Here is a 20033-nt window from a genome sequence, read left to right on the forward strand (position 1 = left end):
TCGCTTTTGTCTTTTTTACATAATGTTTTTTAAATGAATAAAAATCAAGGTAAATATCGTTTTTCTCGTCTGCCAAAAGCTCGACTGGAGAACACTTGGAATAGACCACTGTTAAGTGATAAGCCTAAAGCGATAGCACCAGAAACTAAAAATGTCTCGGTCGCGAACAATAAAGCAGCCTCTGAATCTCCTTCGATAAAGGAACGCATCATAGAATAGGCAGAACTACCCGGAACAAGAGGAATAATTGCGGGAACAGCAAATACAATTACAGGCATTTTATAGCGTCTGGCAAACCATTGACTTAAAAAGGCAATGAGAAAGGATGCTGCCCCAGCGCCAATGAATAGGACTAATTCAAATTGTAACGCTATAATGTAGTAAACTAACCAGCCAAAAGCACCAGAAATACTAGAGGCAAGGATGGTACGTGTCGGCACATTGTACATGACACAGAAACCAAAAGTTGCAACAAAAGCTGCTAAAAAATAAGTAATATAAGTTAAAATCATCGATTAACCTCCTTATAAAAATGCAAGAACAATAGCAATACCGATACCAATAGCGCCAGCTGTGATTAAAGCCTTAGCAAGTACAGCTACACCGGCCAGTAAGTGTCCAGCCATTAAGTCCCTGAAGCTATTTGTGATAGCCATACCTGGGACTAAAGACATCACACTCCCTATTATAATAATATTAAGATCCAAACCAAAACCGATTCGAACAAATACGAAGGATAGCATGCCAATAAAAAAGGAGGCAACCATCTCAGCGAAAAAACTGACATTTGTCCAATTCTTAACCACTTCAAACAAGTAATGACCTAGGCCACCCGCTATAAAAGCTGGAAGAACCTCCATATAAGAGCCCCCAAATAAGAGTGTAAAGCCTCCACAAGCTAAGGCCATGGAGAGGTTCCTTTGAAGCCTTGTAAAGTTCGTTGGTGTGTTTATTATATTCGACAATTTTTCTCTAACTTTTTTGGGAGGCAGCGGCTTTCTTGCTAATTGCCTTGAGAGATCGTTAACCATGGAAACTTTTTCTAAATTGGTATTTCTATCATTCATACGTAATAATTCCGTGTAATCTTGCCCGTCGTCACCCTGAACTGTAATAATTAATGCAGTAGGGACAACAAATACGTTGATATTTTCAAGACGATAACTTTTAGCTATCCGATAAAGTGTATCTTCTACTCGGTATGTTTCTGCTCCATTTTCTAACATCACTCTACCGGCTTCAACACAGATATCTACAATTTTAGCCACAGTATATTGCTGTTGCACTCTCATCACTCCTTGTCCAATAAAAAACCATTCTTTTTAATACGCTTAGTATAACGAGTATATTAGATAATTGCGAATAGATTTTGCTGATTCATTTAATCTTTATAGGATAAAATGGTATATTTAATTATACTTACAATAAAAAAGTAAAAGGGGAGAGAGCAATGTATAAACTTAAGACACAACCGACAGATAAAAGTGTAGTAGAATTCATCGAATCAGTAGAAAAAACAAAAAAGCGTGAAGATGCATATAAATTACTGGATATTTTTTCAGAAACGACGGGAATGGAACCTAAAATGTGGGGAGAGAGTATCGTTGGTTTTGGAGCCTATCATTATAAATATAAAACAGGGCATGAAGGAGATTCTTTATTAGTAGGATTCTCTCCTCGTAAAGCCCGAATTAGCTTATATTTTCCAGCAGGCTTTGATAAACGTGATGACTTATTGAAAAATTTTGGTAAGCATAAAACCGGAAAAGCTTGCGTATACGTCAATAAGCTAGATGATATTGACACAGACGTGCTAAAAGAATTGATTAAAGAGTCAATACGCTTTTTATCAGAATTTTATGGGGAAGAGAATATTACGAGAAAGTAAAGATATATCACAATTGATTCTAAAATTATCTTCTGATTAGAAGGTTTGCTCAGTTGTTTTTCTGTTTATTTGAGTATGCTATAATGATGTAGCTGAAAAAGAACTTTTAACTATTAAAAATAGAGAGGAAGCCAGTAATGACGTTTAAAGATGTTAGCCAATTAATTGAGAGGTCACCATTATTAAATGATGTGAAAAATAATGAAGAAGTATTTTGGAAGAATAGCATGGTATTGCCGACAAAAGAAGCGACGGCACAAATCGACTATGGCCAGGCTGAAATACTTGATGCCAAAGAGAGGCTTGAGCGCTTTGCGCCATTTATTGAATTATCATACCCTGAAACTTCAGATTTAAACGGAATCATTGAATCACCTATATCAGAAATTCCAACGATGAAAGAGTATTTGGATGATAAATTAAATGAAAAAGTCAATGGACGTTTATGGCTGAAGCGTGATGATTTGCTCCCCATTTCTGGGACAATCAAAGCAAGAGGGGCTATTTATGAAGTCCTTAAACACGCGGAAACATTGGCACTTGAACATGGCTTTTTAAAAAATACTGATGAAGATTATTCAGTATTTGCGAGCGACGAAATGAAAGACTTCTTTTCTCAATTCAATATAACTGTAGGAACAACTGGCAATCTCGGGATAAGTGTTGGTACAATGGGGCGCCAATTAGGTTTTGACGTAACTGTACACATGTCAGTTGAAGCCAAAAAATGGAAAAAAGAATACCTAAAAAATATTGGAGTAGAGGTTATTGAGCATGACACAGATTTTTCTAAAGCTGTAGAAAAAGGACGTGCTCAATCTGAAGCGGATCCTAAAAGTTATTTTGTGGATGATGAACACTCAGTAGATTTATTTTTAGGCTATACGGTTGGTGGCTTCCGTATGAAAGAACAAATGGAGAAGGCAGGAATCACCGTTGATGCTGACCATCCTCTATTTGTCTATCTTCCTTGTGGGATTGGTGGATCGCCTGGTGGGGTAACTTTTGGATTGAAACAGGCTTTTGGCGATAATGTCCATTGTTTCTTTGCTGAACCGACAGAAATGCCCAGTATGATGATTGGCTTAATGACTCAAGAATATGATGCGCTATCTGTCTTTGATTTTGGCCTAGGAGGCTCAACGGTCGCAGACGGTTTAGCTGTTCCTAGAACATCTGGCTTAGTAGCTAAAATAATGAAAACATTCTTCAGTGGCGGTTATACGCTCACGGATGACCATTTCAAGGCTTTATTATCTAGTCTACACAGTAATGAAGACATTTTCCTTGAACCAGCAGCTGTTGCTGGCATTATTGGAGCCCATCGTTTAGCGCAATCTGAAGAAGGACAATCCTACCTACAAGAAAAGGAATTAATAGATAAAATGAGTCAAGCAACTCACCTTGCCTGGGGGACTGGCGGATCAATGGTTCCAGAAGCAGACCGAAAAGAATTTCTTGCCGACTCTAGTCAAGCATCACTTTAAGTAGAAATTATTTAATTTTTTGTGAATCAAAATAACTCAGTACGCTTATCTATGGATAAAATGTGCTGGGTTATTTTCAATTTGGGTATGCTCTTTTTGAGAAAAGAACGGATATATTTAGTGAAAATACAGTTGGAATGAGATATTTTGTGAATATATTTGTTACAATAACTTTTATCATTTCTAAAATAGTGAAAGAGACGATCAGCGCACATTACTACGTTAGAGTAACTTTTAAAATGTAATTGCAACGATTTAGTTGATGAACAGAGGTTAAAAACGGTATGATGATACTAATAAAACTTATATAATTCCTAGTTTTAATATAAGGAGATGAGTAAAAACATGGGAAAATATAAACGTTTACCGAAACATATTGGTGTTATTCCAGATGGAAACAGACGCTGGGCTGTAGGTAAAGGCATGAGCAAGCATGATGGATACGATTATGGTATTGGCCCTGGCATGAAACTTTACGAAGCTTGTTTAGAACTTGGAGTGGAAGAAATGACTTATTATGGATTCACGATGGATAATGTCAAACGCCCTTCACTGCAAACGAAAGCATTTCAGAAAGCATGTGTCGATTCTGTTAATGCTTTAAAGGAAAAAGATGCTGACCTACTTGTTTTGGGTAACACAGATTCCAAAGTCTTCCCTAAAGAGCTATTGCCTTATGCTAATAAGCGAACAAAATTTGGTGAAGGCAAAATGAAAGTAAATTTTTTAGTCAATTATGGCTGGAATTGGGACCTTAATCATGCACTAAAAGAAACAACCGAGGAGTCATCGACTGATTTTACAAAAGGAATTGCTTCAAAAGATATTTCTCGTATGGATATGATTTTAAGATGGGGCGGACGTCGTCGTTTAAGTGGGTTTCTACCGGTACAGTCGATATATTCCGATATTTACGTTTTCAATGAACTGTGGCCTGCTTATAAAGATGAGCACTTACACGAGGCTCTATCTTGGTATCAAGAAACAGATGTTACTTTAGGTGGTTAAAGCGTACTTAAGTGAAAGTTATTAAACAAATGAGTGGAATAGAAAGAAGGGTAGTTATGGAGGGAAAACGCATTATTGTCCTCGTAGGGCCAAGCGGCAGTGGAAAAACAACTTTAGGAGAAGAACTTTCGAAAAAGGGCTATCCAAAACTTGTCACGACAACGACGCGAAACGAGCGGCAAGGTGAAATTGATGGAGTGGACTATTATTTCAGAAATAAAAAGGATTTGAATCCAGATAATTTTGTTGAACAAACGATTTATAATGATAACCTATACGGACTCACTAAGGCAGAAGTTCAAAATGCATTAATTCAACACCCAATCGTACATGTATCCTTAGATAAGAATGGTGCTAAAGCAATGCAAACTGTTTATCCTGAAGAAACCTTTGTTGTATTCGTGCATGTTTCAGAGGAAGAAATGAAAAAACGCATGAGAGCCAGAGGAGATAAGGATAGTAAAATTTCTGAACGTATAACATTTAGCCAGACTATTGATGAATTAAAACCTCCTGAAACAGCGGACTTGATTATTGAAAATAAAGTTGTTGAAGACAGTGTGGAAAAGATATTGGGAGCACTAAGCGACGTTAACCAAAAAGCAGAGTGAGAAGGTTAAATTATGGATATTGATCCCAAAACGATAGTTACCGTTCCACTATTTACTTTAGTACTTTATCTATTTCTGAGTTTTATTGTTAATCTCCCTTTGTGGACTATTTGTATTCCATTGTTTATTTCCTTTATATATATCATCATGATTATCGTTGTTGAGCTATACAAAAAATAAAACACTATCGCCTTTTCAAGGGCTGATAGTGTTTTATTAAACAATTTAATTGTTGAAATTACTTGATGCAAAGCTGTCAGGTACGTCTATACCACTTGAATTATAATTTTCACCATTCATAATGGAATTTTTAACAATGACATAATCTACTTTTCTTAAAGATTCAATATCATTACCGCCTGCGTAAGAAATAGAAGACTGCAGATCTTGTTTCATTTCAAGTAAAGTATCCGCTATATCGCCTTTGTATTCTGTCAGCATTTTTTTGCCTTCAACATTACGGCGTTCGCCTTTTTGATGCGAAGATGCGCTGCCAAAATATTCTTTATAGACAGTGCCGTTCACTTCAATTGTTTTTCCAGGTGATTGTTCATGTCCAGCCAAGAGAGACCCGATCATAACCATGGTTGCACCAAATCGGATAGATTTTGCGATATCTCCGTGTGTACGGATACCACCATCCGCAATTAATGGTTTTCTTGCTGCCTTGCTACATGAAGAAAGCGCAGCGAGCTGCCATCCACCAGTACCAAAGCCAGTTTTTAATTTTGTTGTACATACTTTACCTGGTCCGATACCTACTTTTGTTGCATCAGCACCACTGTTTTCAAGCTCACGTACCGCTTCGGGCGTACCGACGTTACCTGCAATCAAGAAGGTTTCAGGAATATGTTTTTTAACGTGTTTAATCATATCAATGACTTGGTCTGAGTGTCCATGAGCGACATCAATGGTAATATAATCAGGAACAAGATTTTCCTCAGCCAATTCTTTGACAAAATCATATTCATAATCTTTGACGCCAAGACTGATAGAGGAAATCAGTTGTTTTTGTTTCATTGTTTTAATAAAAGACTTTCTATCGTCTTCGTTGAAACGATGCATGACATAAAAATAATTATTTTCAGCAAACCAGATGGCAAGTGCATCATCAATAACTGTCTGCATGTTTGCCGGAACTACAGGAAGGTCGAAGGTGTGGTTGCCAAGGGTTACTTGCGTGCTACACTCTGAACGACTTCTCACAATAGATTTTGCTGGAACAAGTTGTATATCTTCGTAATCAAATACTTTCATTTTCATATCCCTCTATTTTCTGTCTATAAAGACAAATATTTTGGGGGAAGTAAACTTTTTGGTATAAAAGTTTCCCTGACCCACTTTACTTGAATGTTATAGAGAAGTCAAAGAGAAAAAAATAAATGTGTTTTAATTGCTATTTTTACAAATAATAGCGAAGATTATAGTATGATTTAATTGAGGAGATTGATATTATGGATGAGATTAAAAAGTTTATATTAAAGTATTTTGGGACACCTAAGCGCCTTTTTGTTTTAGGCTTAGTGATGACAATCCCGTTTCTGTTACTGGTATGGATCAGTTTTTATGATTGGGGATTCGTTGGGACACTTGATAAAAGGATTGGGACTGAGTTTTATAATGAGAGAGAATCACTCTTGGACACCTTTTTTATTTTTATTACTAGACTAGGTGATGGATCATTCATTGCGCTTTTAACTGTCGTTGTTTCTGGGTATGCTGGTTTCTTTAAAAAGAACAAGCAAATAGCTTGGTGGTATTTATTAACTGTTAGTATAGGGGCAGGCGTGTTAAATCAGGCTATGAAATTCATCTTTCAACGGGAAAGACCGACGAGTTTTGATGCATTGATTGAACAAGGGGGTTACTCCTTCCCAAGTGGACACGCTATGGGCTCGATGATTGCCTATGGCGCGCTTCTTTTTCTAGTCATCCGCACGTACTCTAAATGGAAAGTGATTTTACCAGCTATCCTAATCATTATCCCGCTTATTGCTTTGATAGGTATGAGTCGTATTTATTTAGGCGTGCACTATCCTTCTGATATTATCGGTGGTTACTCTCTAGGCTTAGCTGTACTGGCTTTCAGTTTAGGCATATACAGTCTGTCTTTAACGAAAAAGGAAATAAAAAATCCGATTGAAACAAAAAAATAATCATAAATAAAAGGCCCCCTCAAGAGTAGTCACTACTTTTGAGAGGGTTAATTTAACTGATTTTTTTTAACATATTTATCAATAGGATAATCTTCAGGTGACAAGCGTACGTTCTCATCAAGCAATAAAGACGCAAGCGATTGACCAACAAGAGGTCCAGCGGTAAGCCCCGTTGCACCCAAACCACTCGCAGCATAGACATTTTCTAAACCTGGAATTTCTCCAAAAAAGGGTGAAAAATCAGATGTATAGGCGCGTGTGCCTGATCGAAAGGATGCAATAGAAGATGTACTGAAATAATGAGAAAAGGTATGTGATGCTTCTTTGATCATGGAGGTTAAGGCGGATTTTTCAATTTCCAAGTCAAAGCCCTTTTCATTCTCATGGGTAGCTCCTATAACGACTGTTCCATTTTCAAAAGGTGTAATGTCTTTTTCCCCCTCAGGCATAATAACGGGCCAATTTTCAGTTTTATATCCATCAAAAGTCACTTCAACCAATTGTCCCTTTTGGGGATGAATATCTACATTGTATCCTAGAGGTTCCAATAATTCTGGTAGCCAAGCCGAGGCTGAAAGAATAACAGCATCCGCTGGATCTGTTTGGTGTCCATAATTGATGGAGTAAGTCTGATCTAAACGACCAAGGGTGACGTGTTCGTGTTTCAAAGTAGCGCCATTGTTGACGGCTTTATCGAGCAACAGATTTACTAGTTTTTTACCATCAACACGCGCGCCTCCAGAGGCATAAAGAGCTGATTTATTTTGGGTATAAATGGGAACCAGTTCCTTGATTTCCTGCGGTGAAAGAATAGCCAGATCCCCAATTTCTGGTGCATTTTCACGCCTTTTCAAACCGATAGCGAGCAGTTCTTCTAGTTGTTTATAATTTTTCTTGAAAAGAAGCGTTCCGACTCGTTTGTAGACGCTTGAAGGTGTGGGGGCACCAGCCATAACATCATTTAAAAAGTTAGGATAGAAAGCTGCACCTTCTTTGACCATGGTGTACCATTTTTTATTACGTCGCTTAGATAGCCAAGGGCTTATAATGCCGGCTGCAGCGGCTGTCCCTTGTCCTGTCCCTTCGTCGTATATCGTCAACTCGATATCACTTTCTTTACTTAATACATAGGCAGCGGATGCGCCAACGATTCCTGCACCAATTATGGTGACTTTCTTTTTATTCATATACTGCACCTCTTTTACTCAATTATTTTCTATTTTAACATGAATTTAGAGACATTGAATTAATTATTGACACGAATTGAGCTTTTAACTAAGCTTAGTCTATTGATAATGGGGACAAAGCCATTGAAAGGAGAAAAGTTTATGGGGTTCTTAAATATTTTTATTATTATTTTGACGCTAGGAATTTTTTCGCTAGAGGTTGTTAGCATAATAAAGGCAAGCCAAAAAGCTTATGCATCGCCTTATGTCACAATGTTCAGAGGGGTAAAAGTTGCTACTTTGTTGAAAGAAAAAGAGGTAAAAGACGAAAGGATTAAAAAATTCCTCATTATAAATAGTGTAGTCAAAATTTTTCTGCTTCTTGTTCTAATTACTTTATTTTTTTCTAGGCGCTTTACTGGTGATTATGAGTTGGTTCTAAGCCTTACTGCTATAGCCATGTTCTTTCTGTCACAGTGGCTAGTTGACTGGCGTATCAAGAAAATAGTGAAATAAATATAGTAAAATGAAAGGAGAAGTATGAGGTCATAAGAATTATCATCTAGATAGTTTTTAAGAAAAACATTTCTAAGAAATAAAAAAATTCAGGAGATAAGTGTTGACGAATGATAAAAGAGTCTGTAGCATGGAATGTACATTAGAGATAAACGAGGGAGAGGTTCGCATGTATACACAATCTGTTGATTCATATAAATTGAATAATGCTTGGCACAGCTGGCGCAGATCGTTGTATAGATGATAGAATTTTTCTTTCATAGATACAACGTTTAGATCATCTAAATTTTGTATCTATGCCGGCTTTTTCTGATGCTTTCTTTGAATTTACGCCACATAGATGATAACACCATCTATGTGGTTTTTGCTATTTTATAGGCACTGACCATGATTGTATTTTTATTCATGGTTAGTGCCTTTTTATTTTATTCTATTTTCTGAAAAAGAAGAAAATGGGTCGTTAAGAGTGTTACTTGTTTACATAGAAAGGAATGATGCAGATGCTATCTGACTGGGAATGGTTCACTAAAAATCAATAAGAATATAACTAAAAAATAAAATTAAAATTTGAGAGGAATGTTTTGAAATGAAAAATAAAAAATTAATGATTATACTTGGTGCACTTGCTTTATTATTGGTGGGGGTTTTTGCTTTCTCTTTAGGGGATGCAAAGGACAATAAAGATTCAAAAGAAAATACAACAAATGATAAAAATTCAGAAATATCAGGCGATCAGGAATCTATAGTGGTAGGAATACTTCAAACAACAAGCCACCCGGCACTAGATGCAATCACTGAAGGAGCAAGAAAAGGTCTTTCAGAAAATGGTTATGTCGATGGGGAAAATGCTGAAATTATTTTCCAAAATGGTCAAGGTGATCAAAACTTGATGAATACGATGGCGCAGACATTGGTTGAAGACGGTGCAGATATCCTTATAGGTATTGGAACACCAGCTAGTCAGGCTTTCGCTAATGCGACAGATGACATCCCAATCATTATGGGAGCAGTTAGCGATCCAGTAGGGGCTGGGTTAGTCGATTCAGAAGAGGTCCCTGGCAAGAACATTACAGGGGTAAAAGATGAAGCGCCTGTGAAAGCTCAACTTGATATGATGCTGGAGCTATTACCTGAAGCAACTGATATTGGCGTTTTATATAGTTCAGGAGAAGATAATGCACAAGCAGAGGCAGAACGTGCGATTAATACAATAGAAGAGTATGATTTAAATCCAGTTACCTACAAAGTATCTAGTACAAATGAAATTAAACAGACTGTCGCAACAATGACGCAGGAAGTGGATGCCATTTACTTACCAACCGATAATACAATCGCTAGTGCATTTAACACTGTGGTAAATGAAGCGAATCGTTATAATGTTCCACTTATCCCAACTGTAGATTCTATGATCGCACAAGGTGGGCTAGCAACTGTCGGGATTAATCAGATGGATACAGGCGTTGAAAGTGGGCGAATAGCTGCAGAAGTTTTAGATGGCGCCGACCCAAGTGACTTTCCCGTTTATGTTTTGGATAGGGGAGATAAATTAATTAATATTGAACAAGCTGAATTATTAGAGATAGATGTTCCACAATCACTACTTGATGATGCAACGATTATAGAATCTAAGAATTAAGAAAGGAGTTCAGAGTATGTTTATATCCGCAATTGCACAAGGCTTTTTATGGGCTATTTTAGGTATTGGTATTTTTACTACCTATCGCATTTTAAACTTTCCAGATTTAACTGTGGAAGGCTCGTTCCCGCTCGGCTCAGCTGTAGCTGTCACTGCAATCGTCTCAGGGATTCATCCTTTCGTTGCAACACTGCTGGCTATTTTAGCTGGTATGGCAGCCGGGCTCGTTACGGGCTTACTTTACACTAAAGGAAAAGTACCTGTTATCTTATCGGGGATACTTGTCATGTCCGGGCTGCATTCAGTTATTCTTTTTGTAATGCAACGACCTAATCTGAGTTTGTTGAATTATCCAAAGCTTTATGATTTATTTACTGGCCTCCCGAATTATTTTGATGTGATTTTTATCGGGTTACTCGCTTTAACATTAGTAATAAGTGGCTTACTCTTTTTCTTTTACACAAGTAAGGGACAGGCCTACATTGCGACGGGTGACAATGAGTCGATGGCCCGTTCTATAGGGATTAAAACGGATAATATGAAAATACTAGGTCTGGTTTTTGCCAACGGTGTTATTGCTTTATCGGGCGCCTTGATCGCACAGGATAACGGCTACGCAGATGTTAACGGTGGGATTGGTATCATCGTTATTGGTCTAGCGTCTATTATTATTGCCGAAGTTATTTTCAAAGAAGTGACATTAGGGGAAAGACTTTTAACGATTGTAATTGGAAGTGTGTTGTATCAATTATTACTCTTAGCTGTAATCCAGCTCGGCTTCGATACGACTTATATACGTCTATTCAGTTCATCAATATTAGCACTATTCCTCATGAGTCCTCAACTCCGCAAAGGGTTGAAGTTAACTGGCTTTAGTGGAAGGAGAGAGTGATAATGGAAGAATTACTTGAATTAAAAAGCATAACGAAAATTATACAGAATGAATCGGATATGAATAATACAATATTAGATCATGTTGATCTGACGATTAATAAGGGAGATTTCATTACAGTTCTCGGTGGAAATGGTGCTGGGAAATCAACATTATTCAATAGTATCACAGGTTCTCAGTCAGTAACGAGTGGGCAGATAGATTTTAAAGAGAAAAACGTAACGACCTGGTCAGAAGAAAAACGCGCACGCTTTATGGGACGCGTTTTCCAAGATCCTAAGATGGGGACTGCCCCACGTATGACAGTTGAAGAAAATTTATTGCTCGCTTTGAAACGTGGTAAGAAACGACCTTTCCTTCCAAGAAAGCTGAAAGAGCATCGGAAATATTTTGAGGAGCTCTGTGCCTCAATCGGTAATGGTCTTGAGGACCACCTCGATACACCGACAGGGCATCTGTCAGGCGGGCAACGTCAATCTCTGAGTTTGTTGATGACTACTTTGACAGAGCCGGATTTGCTTCTTTTAGATGAACACACAGCCGCCTTGGATCCAAAGACGTCAAAACGATTGATGGCACTAACTAATCAAATGATTCAAGAAAAAGAGCTGACTTGCTTAATGATCACGCATCGTATGGAGGATGCTTTGACGTACGGGAATCGATTGATCTTGATGGAAAATGGCAAAGTGAAACTAGATTTGGGTGAAGAAGAAAAGAATAAATTGACGTTAGAAGATTTGTTTGTTCTTTTTGAAAGAGAGTAGCGCCTAATACAGTTAAAATAAGCAAAGGAAGACTAAACTAATCTGACTAGAGGGCGGGGATCTATTAGTGGTATGAAGTAGCGCCTATATCAGCTAGCTCAGCCGCGAAAAATAGTGAGTAGTGTGAAGTGGCTCCTACATCCGCTAGCTCAGCCGCGAAAAATAGTGAGTAGTGTGAAGTGGCTCCTACATCCGCTAGCTCAGCCGCGAAAAACAGTGAGTGGTATGAAGTAGCGCCTACATCAGCTAACTCAACCGCGAAAAACAGTGAGTGGTGTGAAGTGGCACCTACATCAGCTAACTCAGCCGCGAAAAACAGTGAGTGGTGTGAAGTAGTGCCTACATCAGCTAACTCAACCGCGAAAAACAGTGAGTGGTATGAAGAAGTGCCTACATTAGCTAACTCAGCCGCGAAAAACAGTGAGTGGTATGAAGTAGCGCCTACATCAGCTAACTGAACCGCGAAAAACAGTGAGTGGTGTGAAGTAGCGCCTACATCAGCTAACTGAACCGCGAAAAACAGTGAGTGGTGTGAAAAAGTCGGTATAATAGCAACCGTAGTGGGTTTAGAAGGGTTTTGAATAGGCAGATGTGCCTATTCATTCATTCTTAAAAATCTTTTTAAAAAAAATTCAATAAAAATAATGATTTTTTCATTTATTCGCTAATATTAATAGTGAGGTGAAATGATGAAAATTATTAAAAAGAGAGAGAAGTCAAAATTACTTATTGGATTAAATTATTTAGATAAAAGAACCAAGTTGGATAATACGGATAAGCGATACTTGATCAACTTGGAGAAAGGTTATGAAGGAGAGGAACGTTTTGACACGCTTGTCAAAACGTATCTTACCGGTGAAGCACTGGTTATAAATGATTTATTGATTGAGAACAAAGGAAATGTTTTCCAGATTGATGCACTGATTGTAACAACAGATACACTTTATTTATATGAGATAAAGAATTATAAAGGTGATTTTCAAATGAACTCGGGCCAACTTTCTTATACAAGTGGTCAGGAAATAAGAAATCCTTTAACCCAGCTAAAACGTACAAAGGAACTTTTGCGCCAGTTGGTTAAAGAGTGGGGGTTGTCTTATAGAATCGAGGCTAATGTTTTATTTATTAATGAAACCTTTACTCTATATAACGCCAATGTGGAAGACTCAATAATTTTCTCAACACAAATTAAGGATGCATTGATAAAGTTAAACACCAAATGCAAAAGATTAACCAAGCAATGTAACTATCTTGCTGATAAACTTATTGACATGCACAAGGAAGAATCGCTTTTCCAAAAACAATTACCTTTATATAATAAGAAAGAATTAAAAACAGGGGTTGTCTGTTCATGTGGCTCTTTTAATCTAATTATTACTCAACGCTCGTGTTATTGTAAAGTTTGCTATAAGCAATTATCTATAGAAGAATTACTTATAGGTAGCATAGAGGAATTCAAGTATTTATTTCCCGAACAGAAAGTCACAACATCCACAATTAATGAGTGGTGTGGAAATAGAGTGAATCACAGGAAAATACGACATATCCTTCAAACACACTTGATGGCTTATGGAAAAAATAGTGGGACTTACTACGAATAAAATAAGAGGAATGAATTGAAATAAAAAAACAGTGCTTATAACTCTTTTGAGTTATAAGCACTGTTTTAAAATTATATCTATATTATAAGGTTCTGACAACTTTATTCACTAACTTCAAATGCAGGTCTTAAGTGGCCGTTTTCGGATAACTCATCTAAAAAGTCATACACTTCCTGGCTAGTCATAGCATCTACGAGAGCCTGTATCTCTTCAGAACCTTGATTATCCGCACGAGCAATAAGTGTTTGAGCAAAACGATTTTCTTCGTCTGCTTGGAGAACAATAGCGTCTTCAGGTGTTAAATCAATGTTTGCGATGTAGGTTGGATAGTTGAATACTAATTCCACACCATCTTCATAAGCAGCGGTTAAGTTTAATAAGTCAACATGTGTAAAGGTGAAGTCATGTGGATTTTCAACCACATCAGTATCAGTAACTTCTGATTTATTTACATCAGGGTCTAACGTGATCAACTCATGCTCTTCCAGTGTCACAAGTGCGCGGGCCTCGTTGGTTGGGTCACTTGGAATAGCGACTTCTGCCCCCTTTTCTATATCTGAAACAGAATCATAGACAGGTGAATAAAAACCAACAATAGCATTGTAGATTGGCTGAATAGCGACTAAATTACCGTCACGTTCTTTGTTGAACATTTCCATAAAAGGTTCGTGTTGAGCAAAGTTGGCATCAACTTCTTCATTTAAAAGGGCCTCGTTGTATTGGATATTATCAGAAACTTCGACGAGTTCCACCTCATAACCCTCTTCGATAGCATCCCCAGCAATTTCGACAACATCAGTCATTGGAGGGAGATGAGAGGCTACACGAATAGTTACTGTTTCCTCAGTTTTCTCGTTAGTATTGTCATCTGCTGCTTCATCAGTTTCACCGCATGCTGATAGAAGTAAAGCCGTTGTACTTAGTAATAAACCTTTTTTAAACATAAAGATGATCTCCTTTTTTAATAAATAGTTCGTTCATTATCTTTTATCTAAAATTTTAGCCACTTTCAGACCAAGCCATTGGAATAAACCAACAAGCAGAATAATCAGAACGATGGCTGTATACATAATATCTGTTTCGTATCGTTGGTAACCATAGCGGATAGCAAAATCACCTATGCCGCCTCCACCGACTACCCCCATAATCGTAGAATAGGAAACAAAACTGATAACAGCTGTTGTAAAGCCTATAACTAAACTGCTGCGCGCTTCGACATAAAGGAATTTCCACACAAGCTGCCAAGTTGTCGCCCCCATAGATTGCGCTGTTTCAATGATTGCTTTTGGGATATCATTCAGGGACTGTTCCACAAAGCGTGCATATAAAGCAATGGCAATGACAATCATGGGGAAGGAAGCCGCGATAGGATCGCCAGTGGCACGCCCATAGATTTGTCGTATAAAAGGTTGCATAGCCACCACTAAAAGCAGAAAGGGAAAGGACCGAATAATATTAACTAATGTGTTTACTAGGCGGTTAAGTAGATGATGTTCCATAGGATTCCCAGAACTTGTAAGGAAAAGTAGTGTTCCAACAGGGATTCCCAGTAGAATAGCCGCAAGTATGGCAAAGAAAAGCATGATTCCAGTCTCGCCTAAACTTTCTAGCATGCGCGGAAGGTACTCAAGGACATGTTCGAAGTATAAGTTTATCGTTTCAATCACTGCCTAACACCTCGATTGCACGTTCATAATAAGGCCTGTCTGCGGTCTGCTTGTTTGACTGGCTAACATCAATGATTGTTTCTAGCTCGCCATTTTCTAAAACTGCAGCGCGCTGGCATAAAGCTTTAATCACCAGTAAATCATGAGTAACAACAACAATGGTCATATCAAAGGCTTTATGTGCTTTTTTCAAAACCTGAACAATTTCTTCAGTCGTATTCTGATCTAAGGCTGACGTTGGTTCATCACACAATAAAATATCAGGTCGTGTAATCAATGCCCTAGCAATACCTACGCGTTGCTTTTGTCCGCCACTTAATTGGGAAGGATATTGATCTTTCTTGTCTTTTAAACCTACAAAATGCAAAGCTTCTTCAACAGTTAAGTGTGTAGGGTGGTTATGTAACTCCAAAGGTAAATGAACGTTTTCAGCAACAGTCTTGTTGTAAAGCAGATTGAATTGTTGAAAAACCATACCGGTTCGTTTTTTTAAGGAGCGTAAGTGTATTTTGTTCACATTATTAAGCGTTGTATCCTCAATGGTAACAGTCCCCGATGTTGGCTCCTCTAGCGCGTTAATCATACGAAGCAAGGTTGACTTTCCCGCACCACTTTTACCTGCGATACCAAAGGCTTCTCCTTTACTAATGGAAAGCGAAATATCTGATAAAGCAGTAAATACGCGATCTTTTTCTTGGAATATTTTTGTAACAGAATCAAATTCAATCATTTGATCTCTCCTTATTTGCCAAGCACTTAAGCGGTTATATTCACCATTATAAATAGTAACACACTCTATTATAAATAGCCAAGTGAAGGAGTGCAAATAAAATTTAGAATTTTTTAATCTTTTGAGTGGCAAAGGACGGTTTTATTTTATCGGAGATCTAAATAGTAAAAGATAATCGAGTAGGAGATAAATGATTAATTCATTTATCGTCCTCTCACACCACCGTACGTACGGTTCCGTATACGGCGGTTCAATATCTTAAGTAAGCAGACTCTGCCAGGTCTCGTAGTGAAACTACGTTCCACCGGTAGAGTCTTTTCGTTGTAAGCACCCAATGAACCTCAGGTGTTTTTGAGAGTCTCCAATATTTCTTTCTGGAGTAGCCAATGCGTTTAGCACTGTTCATATCTAGACCTAAACGCATTAATCTGCTAATCTTAGTACGTGGATTTTTCCATCTTTTTAAAATCAGTTGCCTGATACGGTGATGGAGCCATTGCTCTACTTTCGTGACGAAGGTTTTGATGAAACCTGTGCCGAAATAATTTATCCAGCCTCTTGTTCGGCTGTTTATCTCTTTGACAATCTCATCAAACTTCCCTGCTCGCTTACGTTTAGTCAAGCGTTTCAAGGTACGAATGAATTTCGCTTTGGCTTCGTTCGAAGGTCTGTAGCGACAGACCCCATTCACTGTGGTTATCAGACAGCCCAAGAACTTTAAACGCGTTGGTGAACCCACTTTACTTTTCTCTTGGTTGACAGTTAATTTCAGGTCTTTTTCAATGAAGCGCGTGATACTTTGGAGCACACGTTCACCGGCTCGTTTTGACTTCACAAAGATGACGAAGTCATCAGCGAAACGGACAAACCGATGACCTCTTTGCTTCATTTCTTTATCCAGTTCATGCAAGTATACGTTACTGAGTAGGGGCGATATCACGCCACCTTGTGGTGCGCCTGTGTTACTTTCTACGAATTCGCCAGACAGATCTATGACACCGCTCTGTAAGAACTTACGGATAATTTTCAGAATCATTTTGTCCTGTATATACTGTTCGAGATAGCACATCAGCTTATCATGATTGAGTGTATCAAAGCATTGTTTCAGGTCACAATCGACGGCTACTTTGTAGCCTTGCTGATAATAGCCGACACACTCTTTCAAAGCTGTATGATTGCTTTTCCCTTTTCGGAACCCATGACTATGCGGAAGGAAATGTTTATCAATGATAGGTTCTATCACTTGCCTGATGGCTTGCTGGACCACTCGGTCCCGTACGACTGGAATACCCAGTTTTCGGATACCACCATTTGCTTTCGGAATCTCCACACGTCTAACTGGTTGTGGTTTATAGGATCCGTCTAACAGTTTCTTTTTTAAATACGGGCTCATTTTCATAATATGTGATTCTATTTCATTAACTGTCATACCATCTACTCCAGCAGCTCCTTTATTGCGTTTAACAATTTTAGCTGCTTCGAATAGATTCTTCTCACTTACAACGAGCCTCATTAGAGACTCACCATACTTGTCTTTATATTCACCTAGGCGATTACTCCGCACATCTACATACTCTTTCGCTTCCAGCTTATCCCTTTGTAGTTTGCCAACCTTTTGATTGTTTTCTGCGTTTGTCATAATGCCTAACCTCCAATCTTCAAAGTATTAATATTGTTCGGTCCTTCGGTACATTTTCCCTACTATGACCTCGGCTGACTTCTGTCTATTCGTTATTACTACGACCATCGGTCGCTAGACAGACCTCCCTGGGTAAGAACGATAACCTTCTGCTCATGTCACTGCTTCATCTACTGTACAGGATTCGGACAGTATCGGACTTCACTTTGTTATGCAAGCTTATCCATCCTGGTTCAGCCTTCATATGAAATTTCTGTTCGTCAGTGCAAGCATTTGCGTCGGCCTTCCTTCAGATTCCGCCACGCGGCGGACACCCTTGGCTTTCGCTAACAGTTCCTACTGTCAAGTCTGTAGTGGACTTTCACCACCAAGTTATCGCCCATGCCGGGCGCACATAAAAAAGCACCAACCGCCGAGGCGATTAGTGCTTAAAAAGGAGTGATTAACCAACGCTTGGAGGAGCGTGGTCATCATAAAATAAGTTGGTTGCTGTGGGTATATCTTTATTATAGAAAATAACTTTGAATTATTTATGATGAATATATGATGAAACTTAGCTTTTTTGATATAGACATTAGACGCAATAACTACTGCAAGAAAAAATAGCATATAAAAAACCATCTTTTCCTCTAGAAAAGATGGTTTTGGGGATAAGACTAATGTCTAATTGTATGTTATTCGAGAAAAACCATTCAATCCGGGGAGAAAGAACAATGGTCTCAAATAAATTTTCTTTTCATAGATGATACAAATGTCTCGGGGGAGTCCTTTGTATCGTCTATTTGGGGAGAAAAGAAATGTGTACTATTTTCCACATTTTTATTCTACCAAATTAGATGATTTGAATCCTTAAAAATAACTAAGGATTATATCATGTTATATTATAATTTACTCACTTAGAGATTCAAGGATTGCCTTATTGAATGCAGGTAAATCATCTGGTGTACGACTAGAAATCAAACCAGACGTATCTTTAACGACTTCTTTATCTATAAAGTTTGCGCCGGCATTCTTCAAATCAATGGCAACTTGGCTGACTGAAGTAATATCTTTCCCTTTAACGACTTGGGCATTAATTAATAATTGAGGCGCGTGGCAGATTGAAAAAATAGGCTTCTTACCTGCAAAGGCACGCACAAAGTCCAAGAAACGTTCGTCTTTACGTAGTTTGTCTGGGGAATAACCACCTGGAATCAATAAGGCATCATAATCATCTGGGGAAACATCGTCAATACCCTTATCAATAGTTACCGAGGCATTTCCTTTTTTACCTTCCACAGTCTCATTGGCGTTGAAACCTATAGTTTCAACGGAATGCCCGTTTTTCACTAATACTTCATTAGGTGATGTGAATTCTACATCTTCGAATAAATGAGTCAATACTGCTGCAATTTTTTTAGCCATAGCTAAAAATCCTCCTTTAATCATTGTTACTTCAGTGTATCACCCGTAATTTTTTTAAACAAGCAAAACGATTTTTTCGATACTTTTATTTACTGTCAATAGTTATCATTAAAAGTTATTGAGAATTTGTGTTATAATTATCAAGGATAAACATTAAGTTTCTGTTTTGGGGGAGGTAAACTTTGAACATTGCATTGATCGCACATGATAAAAAGAAAGATGATATCGTTAAAATCGCTAAAGCATATCAACTGATCCTAGAAAAACATGAGTTGTATGCAACGGGGACTACAGGCAAGCGAATCATGGATGAAACAGGACTTGATCTTCATCGTTTTAAATCAGGCCCACTCGGAGGAGATCAACAAATTGGTGCCTATATTTCTGATAACAAGATGGACTTAGTGATTTTTTTGCGAGACCCATTAACGTCACAGGCACATGAGCCGGATATTTCTGCTTTACTACGCTTATGTGATGTTTATGAGATTCCGTTAGCGACTAATATGGGATCAGCGGAAGTATTACTCCGTGGTCTGCAGGCTGGCTTTTATGGCTGGCGGGATATTACAAGAGGAACAGAACGTGAAAGTTTACATTTTTGATGATAAGTACATTAGCTTAATGCTTTAAAAAGGAGCGAGCTATATTGATTATTATCGGAATAGGTTTAATTCTATACGGGTATTTTTCGTTTAAGTATTCCGACAGATGGGCGACGAATGCAAATAAGCACAAATCAGGAACGAGGTTTCCAGAATGGTTTTCTTTATTAATCAAGTCGGGAGCTGTACTGTTTATTATAACTGGAATATTATTAATCGTGTCTTACCTGTTAGTATTGAAATAAAATTTAGAGAGGATT

The 20033-nt window shown here is 38.0% G+C and carries 22 protein-coding genes; 13 read left to right on the forward strand and 9 right to left on the reverse strand.

All coding sequences use genetic code 11. The features are described 5' to 3' along the window. Positions 1-44: 44 nt before the first annotated feature. Both BMX83_RS02940 and BMX83_RS02945 read right to left on the reverse strand, forming a co-directional pair. Complete coding sequence (locus BMX83_RS02940) at positions 45-512, reverse strand: threonine/serine exporter family protein (RefSeq protein WP_091633106.1); 468 nt, start codon at positions 510-512, stop codon at positions 45-47. 12 nt (positions 513-524) lie between these two features. Then, the gene (locus tag BMX83_RS02945) at positions 525-1286 is read right to left on the reverse strand and encodes a threonine/serine exporter family protein (RefSeq protein ID WP_245746616.1); all 762 of its coding nucleotides are present in this window, start codon (positions 1284-1286) and stop codon (positions 525-527) included. A 164-nt stretch (positions 1287-1450) separates the two neighbouring features. Here BMX83_RS02945 and BMX83_RS02950 point away from each other — a divergent pair, with 164 nt between their 5' ends. The 4 genes from BMX83_RS02950 to BMX83_RS02965 all read left to right on the forward strand — a co-directional run bounded on the left by BMX83_RS02950 (position 1451) and on the right by BMX83_RS02965 (position 4994). Continuing rightward, positions 1451-1888: a DUF1801 domain-containing protein gene (locus BMX83_RS02950; protein ID WP_091633111.1), complete on the forward strand. Its 438-nt coding sequence runs from the start codon at positions 1451-1453 to the stop codon at positions 1886-1888. Between the two features lie 137 nt (positions 1889-2025). Continuing rightward, positions 2026-3375 carry a D-serine ammonia-lyase gene (locus BMX83_RS02955; RefSeq protein WP_091633114.1) on the forward strand — a complete coding sequence of 450 codons (1350 nt, stop codon included), beginning with the start codon at positions 2026-2028 and terminating at the stop codon, positions 3373-3375. A gap of 345 nt (positions 3376-3720) precedes the next feature. Beyond that, a complete protein-coding gene (locus BMX83_RS02960; protein WP_091633117.1) occupies positions 3721-4383 on the forward strand; it encodes an undecaprenyl diphosphate synthase family protein in 663 nt (220 codons plus the stop codon). A gap of 56 nt (positions 4384-4439) precedes the next feature. Then, positions 4440-4994 carry an AAA family ATPase gene (locus BMX83_RS02965; RefSeq protein WP_091633119.1) on the forward strand — a complete coding sequence of 185 codons (555 nt, stop codon included), beginning with the start codon at positions 4440-4442 and terminating at the stop codon, positions 4992-4994. Between the two features lie 225 nt (positions 4995-5219). On the opposite strand, the gene guaC is transcribed toward BMX83_RS02965, so the two are convergent. Continuing rightward, positions 5220-6251 carry a GMP reductase gene (gene guaC / locus BMX83_RS02970; RefSeq protein WP_091633122.1) on the reverse strand — a complete coding sequence of 344 codons (1032 nt, stop codon included), beginning with the start codon at positions 6249-6251 and terminating at the stop codon, positions 5220-5222. Between the two features lie 197 nt (positions 6252-6448). On the opposite strand from guaC, the gene BMX83_RS02975 reads away from it, so the two are divergent. Continuing rightward, on the forward strand, positions 6449-7150 hold the full coding sequence (locus BMX83_RS02975; protein WP_091633125.1) for a phosphatase PAP2 family protein: 702 nt from the start codon (positions 6449-6451) through the stop codon (positions 7148-7150). Between the two features lie 47 nt (positions 7151-7197). On the opposite strand, the gene BMX83_RS02980 is transcribed toward BMX83_RS02975, so the two are convergent. Next, entirely contained in the window at positions 7198-8337 is a 1140-nt protein-coding gene (locus BMX83_RS02980) for an NAD(P)/FAD-dependent oxidoreductase (protein WP_091633129.1), read from the reverse strand. 123 nt (positions 8338-8460) lie between these two features. Here BMX83_RS02980 and BMX83_RS02985 point away from each other — a divergent pair, with 123 nt between their 5' ends. From BMX83_RS02985 to BMX83_RS03010, 6 genes are all read left to right on the forward strand, one after another. After that, positions 8461-8832: a hypothetical protein gene (locus tag BMX83_RS02985; protein WP_143059477.1), complete on the forward strand. Its 372-nt coding sequence runs from the start codon at positions 8461-8463 to the stop codon at positions 8830-8832. A 586-nt stretch (positions 8833-9418) separates the two neighbouring features. Continuing rightward, positions 9419-10468, forward strand: coding sequence for a tryptophan ABC transporter substrate-binding protein (gene trpX, locus BMX83_RS02990; RefSeq protein WP_091633134.1), 1050 nt, complete (start codon positions 9419-9421; stop codon positions 10466-10468). Between the two features lie 16 nt (positions 10469-10484). Further along, a complete protein-coding gene (locus BMX83_RS02995; RefSeq protein ID WP_091633137.1) occupies positions 10485-11360 on the forward strand; it encodes an ABC transporter permease in 876 nt (291 codons plus the stop codon). A gap of 2 nt (positions 11361-11362) precedes the next feature. Next, on the forward strand, positions 11363-12127 hold the full coding sequence (locus BMX83_RS03000; protein WP_091633140.1) for an ABC transporter ATP-binding protein: 765 nt from the start codon (positions 11363-11365) through the stop codon (positions 12125-12127). Between the two features lie 179 nt (positions 12128-12306). Then, positions 12307-12585, forward strand: coding sequence for a hypothetical protein (locus BMX83_RS03005; RefSeq protein ID WP_091633143.1), 279 nt, complete (start codon positions 12307-12309; stop codon positions 12583-12585). Between the two features lie 231 nt (positions 12586-12816). Next, on the forward strand, positions 12817-13728 hold the full coding sequence (locus tag BMX83_RS03010; protein WP_177170476.1) for a nuclease-related domain-containing protein: 912 nt from the start codon (positions 12817-12819) through the stop codon (positions 13726-13728). Between the two features lie 101 nt (positions 13729-13829). On the opposite strand, the gene BMX83_RS03015 is transcribed toward BMX83_RS03010, so the two are convergent. The 5 genes from BMX83_RS03015 to BMX83_RS03035 all read right to left on the reverse strand — a co-directional run bounded on the left by BMX83_RS03015 (position 13830) and on the right by BMX83_RS03035 (position 19168). Next, complete coding sequence (locus tag BMX83_RS03015; RefSeq protein WP_091633148.1) at positions 13830-14672, reverse strand: MetQ/NlpA family ABC transporter substrate-binding protein; 843 nt, start codon at positions 14670-14672, stop codon at positions 13830-13832. Between the two features lie 36 nt (positions 14673-14708). After that, positions 14709-15341, reverse strand: a complete 633-nt coding sequence (locus tag BMX83_RS03020) for a methionine ABC transporter permease (RefSeq protein ID WP_177170481.1) — start codon at positions 15339-15341, stop codon at positions 14709-14711. A 46-nt stretch (positions 15342-15387) separates the two neighbouring features. Beyond that, on the reverse strand, positions 15388-16125 hold the full coding sequence (locus tag BMX83_RS03025; RefSeq protein ID WP_091633154.1) for a methionine ABC transporter ATP-binding protein: 738 nt from the start codon (positions 16123-16125) through the stop codon (positions 15388-15390). Positions 16126-16375: 250 nt separating this feature from the next. Then, complete coding sequence (gene ltrA, locus BMX83_RS03030; protein ID WP_091633157.1) at positions 16376-17764, reverse strand: group II intron reverse transcriptase/maturase; 1389 nt, start codon at positions 17762-17764, stop codon at positions 16376-16378. Positions 17765-18652: 888 nt separating this feature from the next. After that, positions 18653-19168 carry a type 1 glutamine amidotransferase domain-containing protein gene (locus BMX83_RS03035; protein ID WP_091633159.1) on the reverse strand — a complete coding sequence of 172 codons (516 nt, stop codon included), beginning with the start codon at positions 19166-19168 and terminating at the stop codon, positions 18653-18655. A 182-nt stretch (positions 19169-19350) separates the two neighbouring features. On the opposite strand from BMX83_RS03035, the gene mgsA reads away from it, so the two are divergent. Together mgsA and BMX83_RS10720 are read left to right on the forward strand one after the other, a co-directional pair. Further along, entirely contained in the window at positions 19351-19773 is a 423-nt protein-coding gene (mgsA, locus tag BMX83_RS03040; RefSeq protein ID WP_091633162.1) for a methylglyoxal synthase, read from the forward strand. Positions 19774-19817: 44 nt separating this feature from the next. Then, on the forward strand, positions 19818-20018 hold the full coding sequence (locus BMX83_RS10720) for a hypothetical protein (protein ID WP_143059478.1): 201 nt from the start codon (positions 19818-19820) through the stop codon (positions 20016-20018). Positions 20019-20033: the final 15 nt, after the last annotated feature.

The organism is Alkalibacterium gilvum, from assembly GCF_900109085.1.
Lineage (GTDB): Bacteria > Bacillota > Bacilli > Lactobacillales > Carnobacteriaceae_A > Alkalibacterium > Alkalibacterium gilvum.

What these genes read in the sequence shown, in the direction of transcription:
- BMX83_RS02940 (WP_091633106.1), bottom strand. Translation starts at nt 512, where the DNA reads ATGATTTTAACTTATATTACTTATTTTTTAGCAGCTTTTGTTGCAACT.
- BMX83_RS02950 (WP_091633111.1), top strand. Translation starts at nt 1,451, where the DNA reads ATGTATAAACTTAAGACACAACCGACAGATAAAAGTGTAGTAGAATTC.
- BMX83_RS02955 (WP_091633114.1), top strand. Translation starts at nt 2,026, where the DNA reads ATGACGTTTAAAGATGTTAGCCAATTAATTGAGAGGTCACCATTATTA.
- BMX83_RS02960 (WP_091633117.1), top strand. Translation starts at nt 3,721, where the DNA reads ATGGGAAAATATAAACGTTTACCGAAACATATTGGTGTTATTCCAGAT.
- BMX83_RS02965 (WP_091633119.1), top strand. Translation starts at nt 4,440, where the DNA reads ATGGAGGGAAAACGCATTATTGTCCTCGTAGGGCCAAGCGGCAGTGGA.
- guaC (WP_091633122.1), bottom strand. Translation starts at nt 6,251, where the DNA reads ATGAAAGTATTTGATTACGAAGATATACAACTTGTTCCAGCAAAATCT.
- BMX83_RS02975 (WP_091633125.1), top strand. Translation starts at nt 6,449, where the DNA reads ATGGATGAGATTAAAAAGTTTATATTAAAGTATTTTGGGACACCTAAG.
- BMX83_RS02980 (WP_091633129.1), bottom strand. Translation starts at nt 8,337, where the DNA reads ATGAATAAAAAGAAAGTCACCATAATTGGTGCAGGAATCGTTGGCGCA.
- trpX (WP_091633134.1), top strand. Translation starts at nt 9,419, where the DNA reads ATGAAAAATAAAAAATTAATGATTATACTTGGTGCACTTGCTTTATTA.
- BMX83_RS02995 (WP_091633137.1), top strand. Translation starts at nt 10,485, where the DNA reads ATGTTTATATCCGCAATTGCACAAGGCTTTTTATGGGCTATTTTAGGT.
- BMX83_RS03000 (WP_091633140.1), top strand. Translation starts at nt 11,363, where the DNA reads ATGGAAGAATTACTTGAATTAAAAAGCATAACGAAAATTATACAGAAT.
- BMX83_RS03010 (WP_177170476.1), top strand. Translation starts at nt 12,817, where the DNA reads ATGAAAATTATTAAAAAGAGAGAGAAGTCAAAATTACTTATTGGATTA.
- BMX83_RS03015 (WP_091633148.1), bottom strand. Translation starts at nt 14,672, where the DNA reads ATGTTTAAAAAAGGTTTATTACTAAGTACAACGGCTTTACTTCTATCA.
- BMX83_RS03020 (WP_177170481.1), bottom strand. Translation starts at nt 15,341, where the DNA reads ATGCTAGAAAGTTTAGGCGAGACTGGAATCATGCTTTTCTTTGCCATA.
- BMX83_RS03025 (WP_091633154.1), bottom strand. Translation starts at nt 16,125, where the DNA reads ATGATTGAATTTGATTCTGTTACAAAAATATTCCAAGAAAAAGATCGC.
- ltrA (WP_091633157.1), bottom strand. Translation starts at nt 17,764, where the DNA reads ATGACAAACGCAGAAAACAATCAAAAGGTTGGCAAACTACAAAGGGAT.
- BMX83_RS03035 (WP_091633159.1), bottom strand. Translation starts at nt 19,168, where the DNA reads ATGGCTAAAAAAATTGCAGCAGTATTGACTCATTTATTCGAAGATGTA.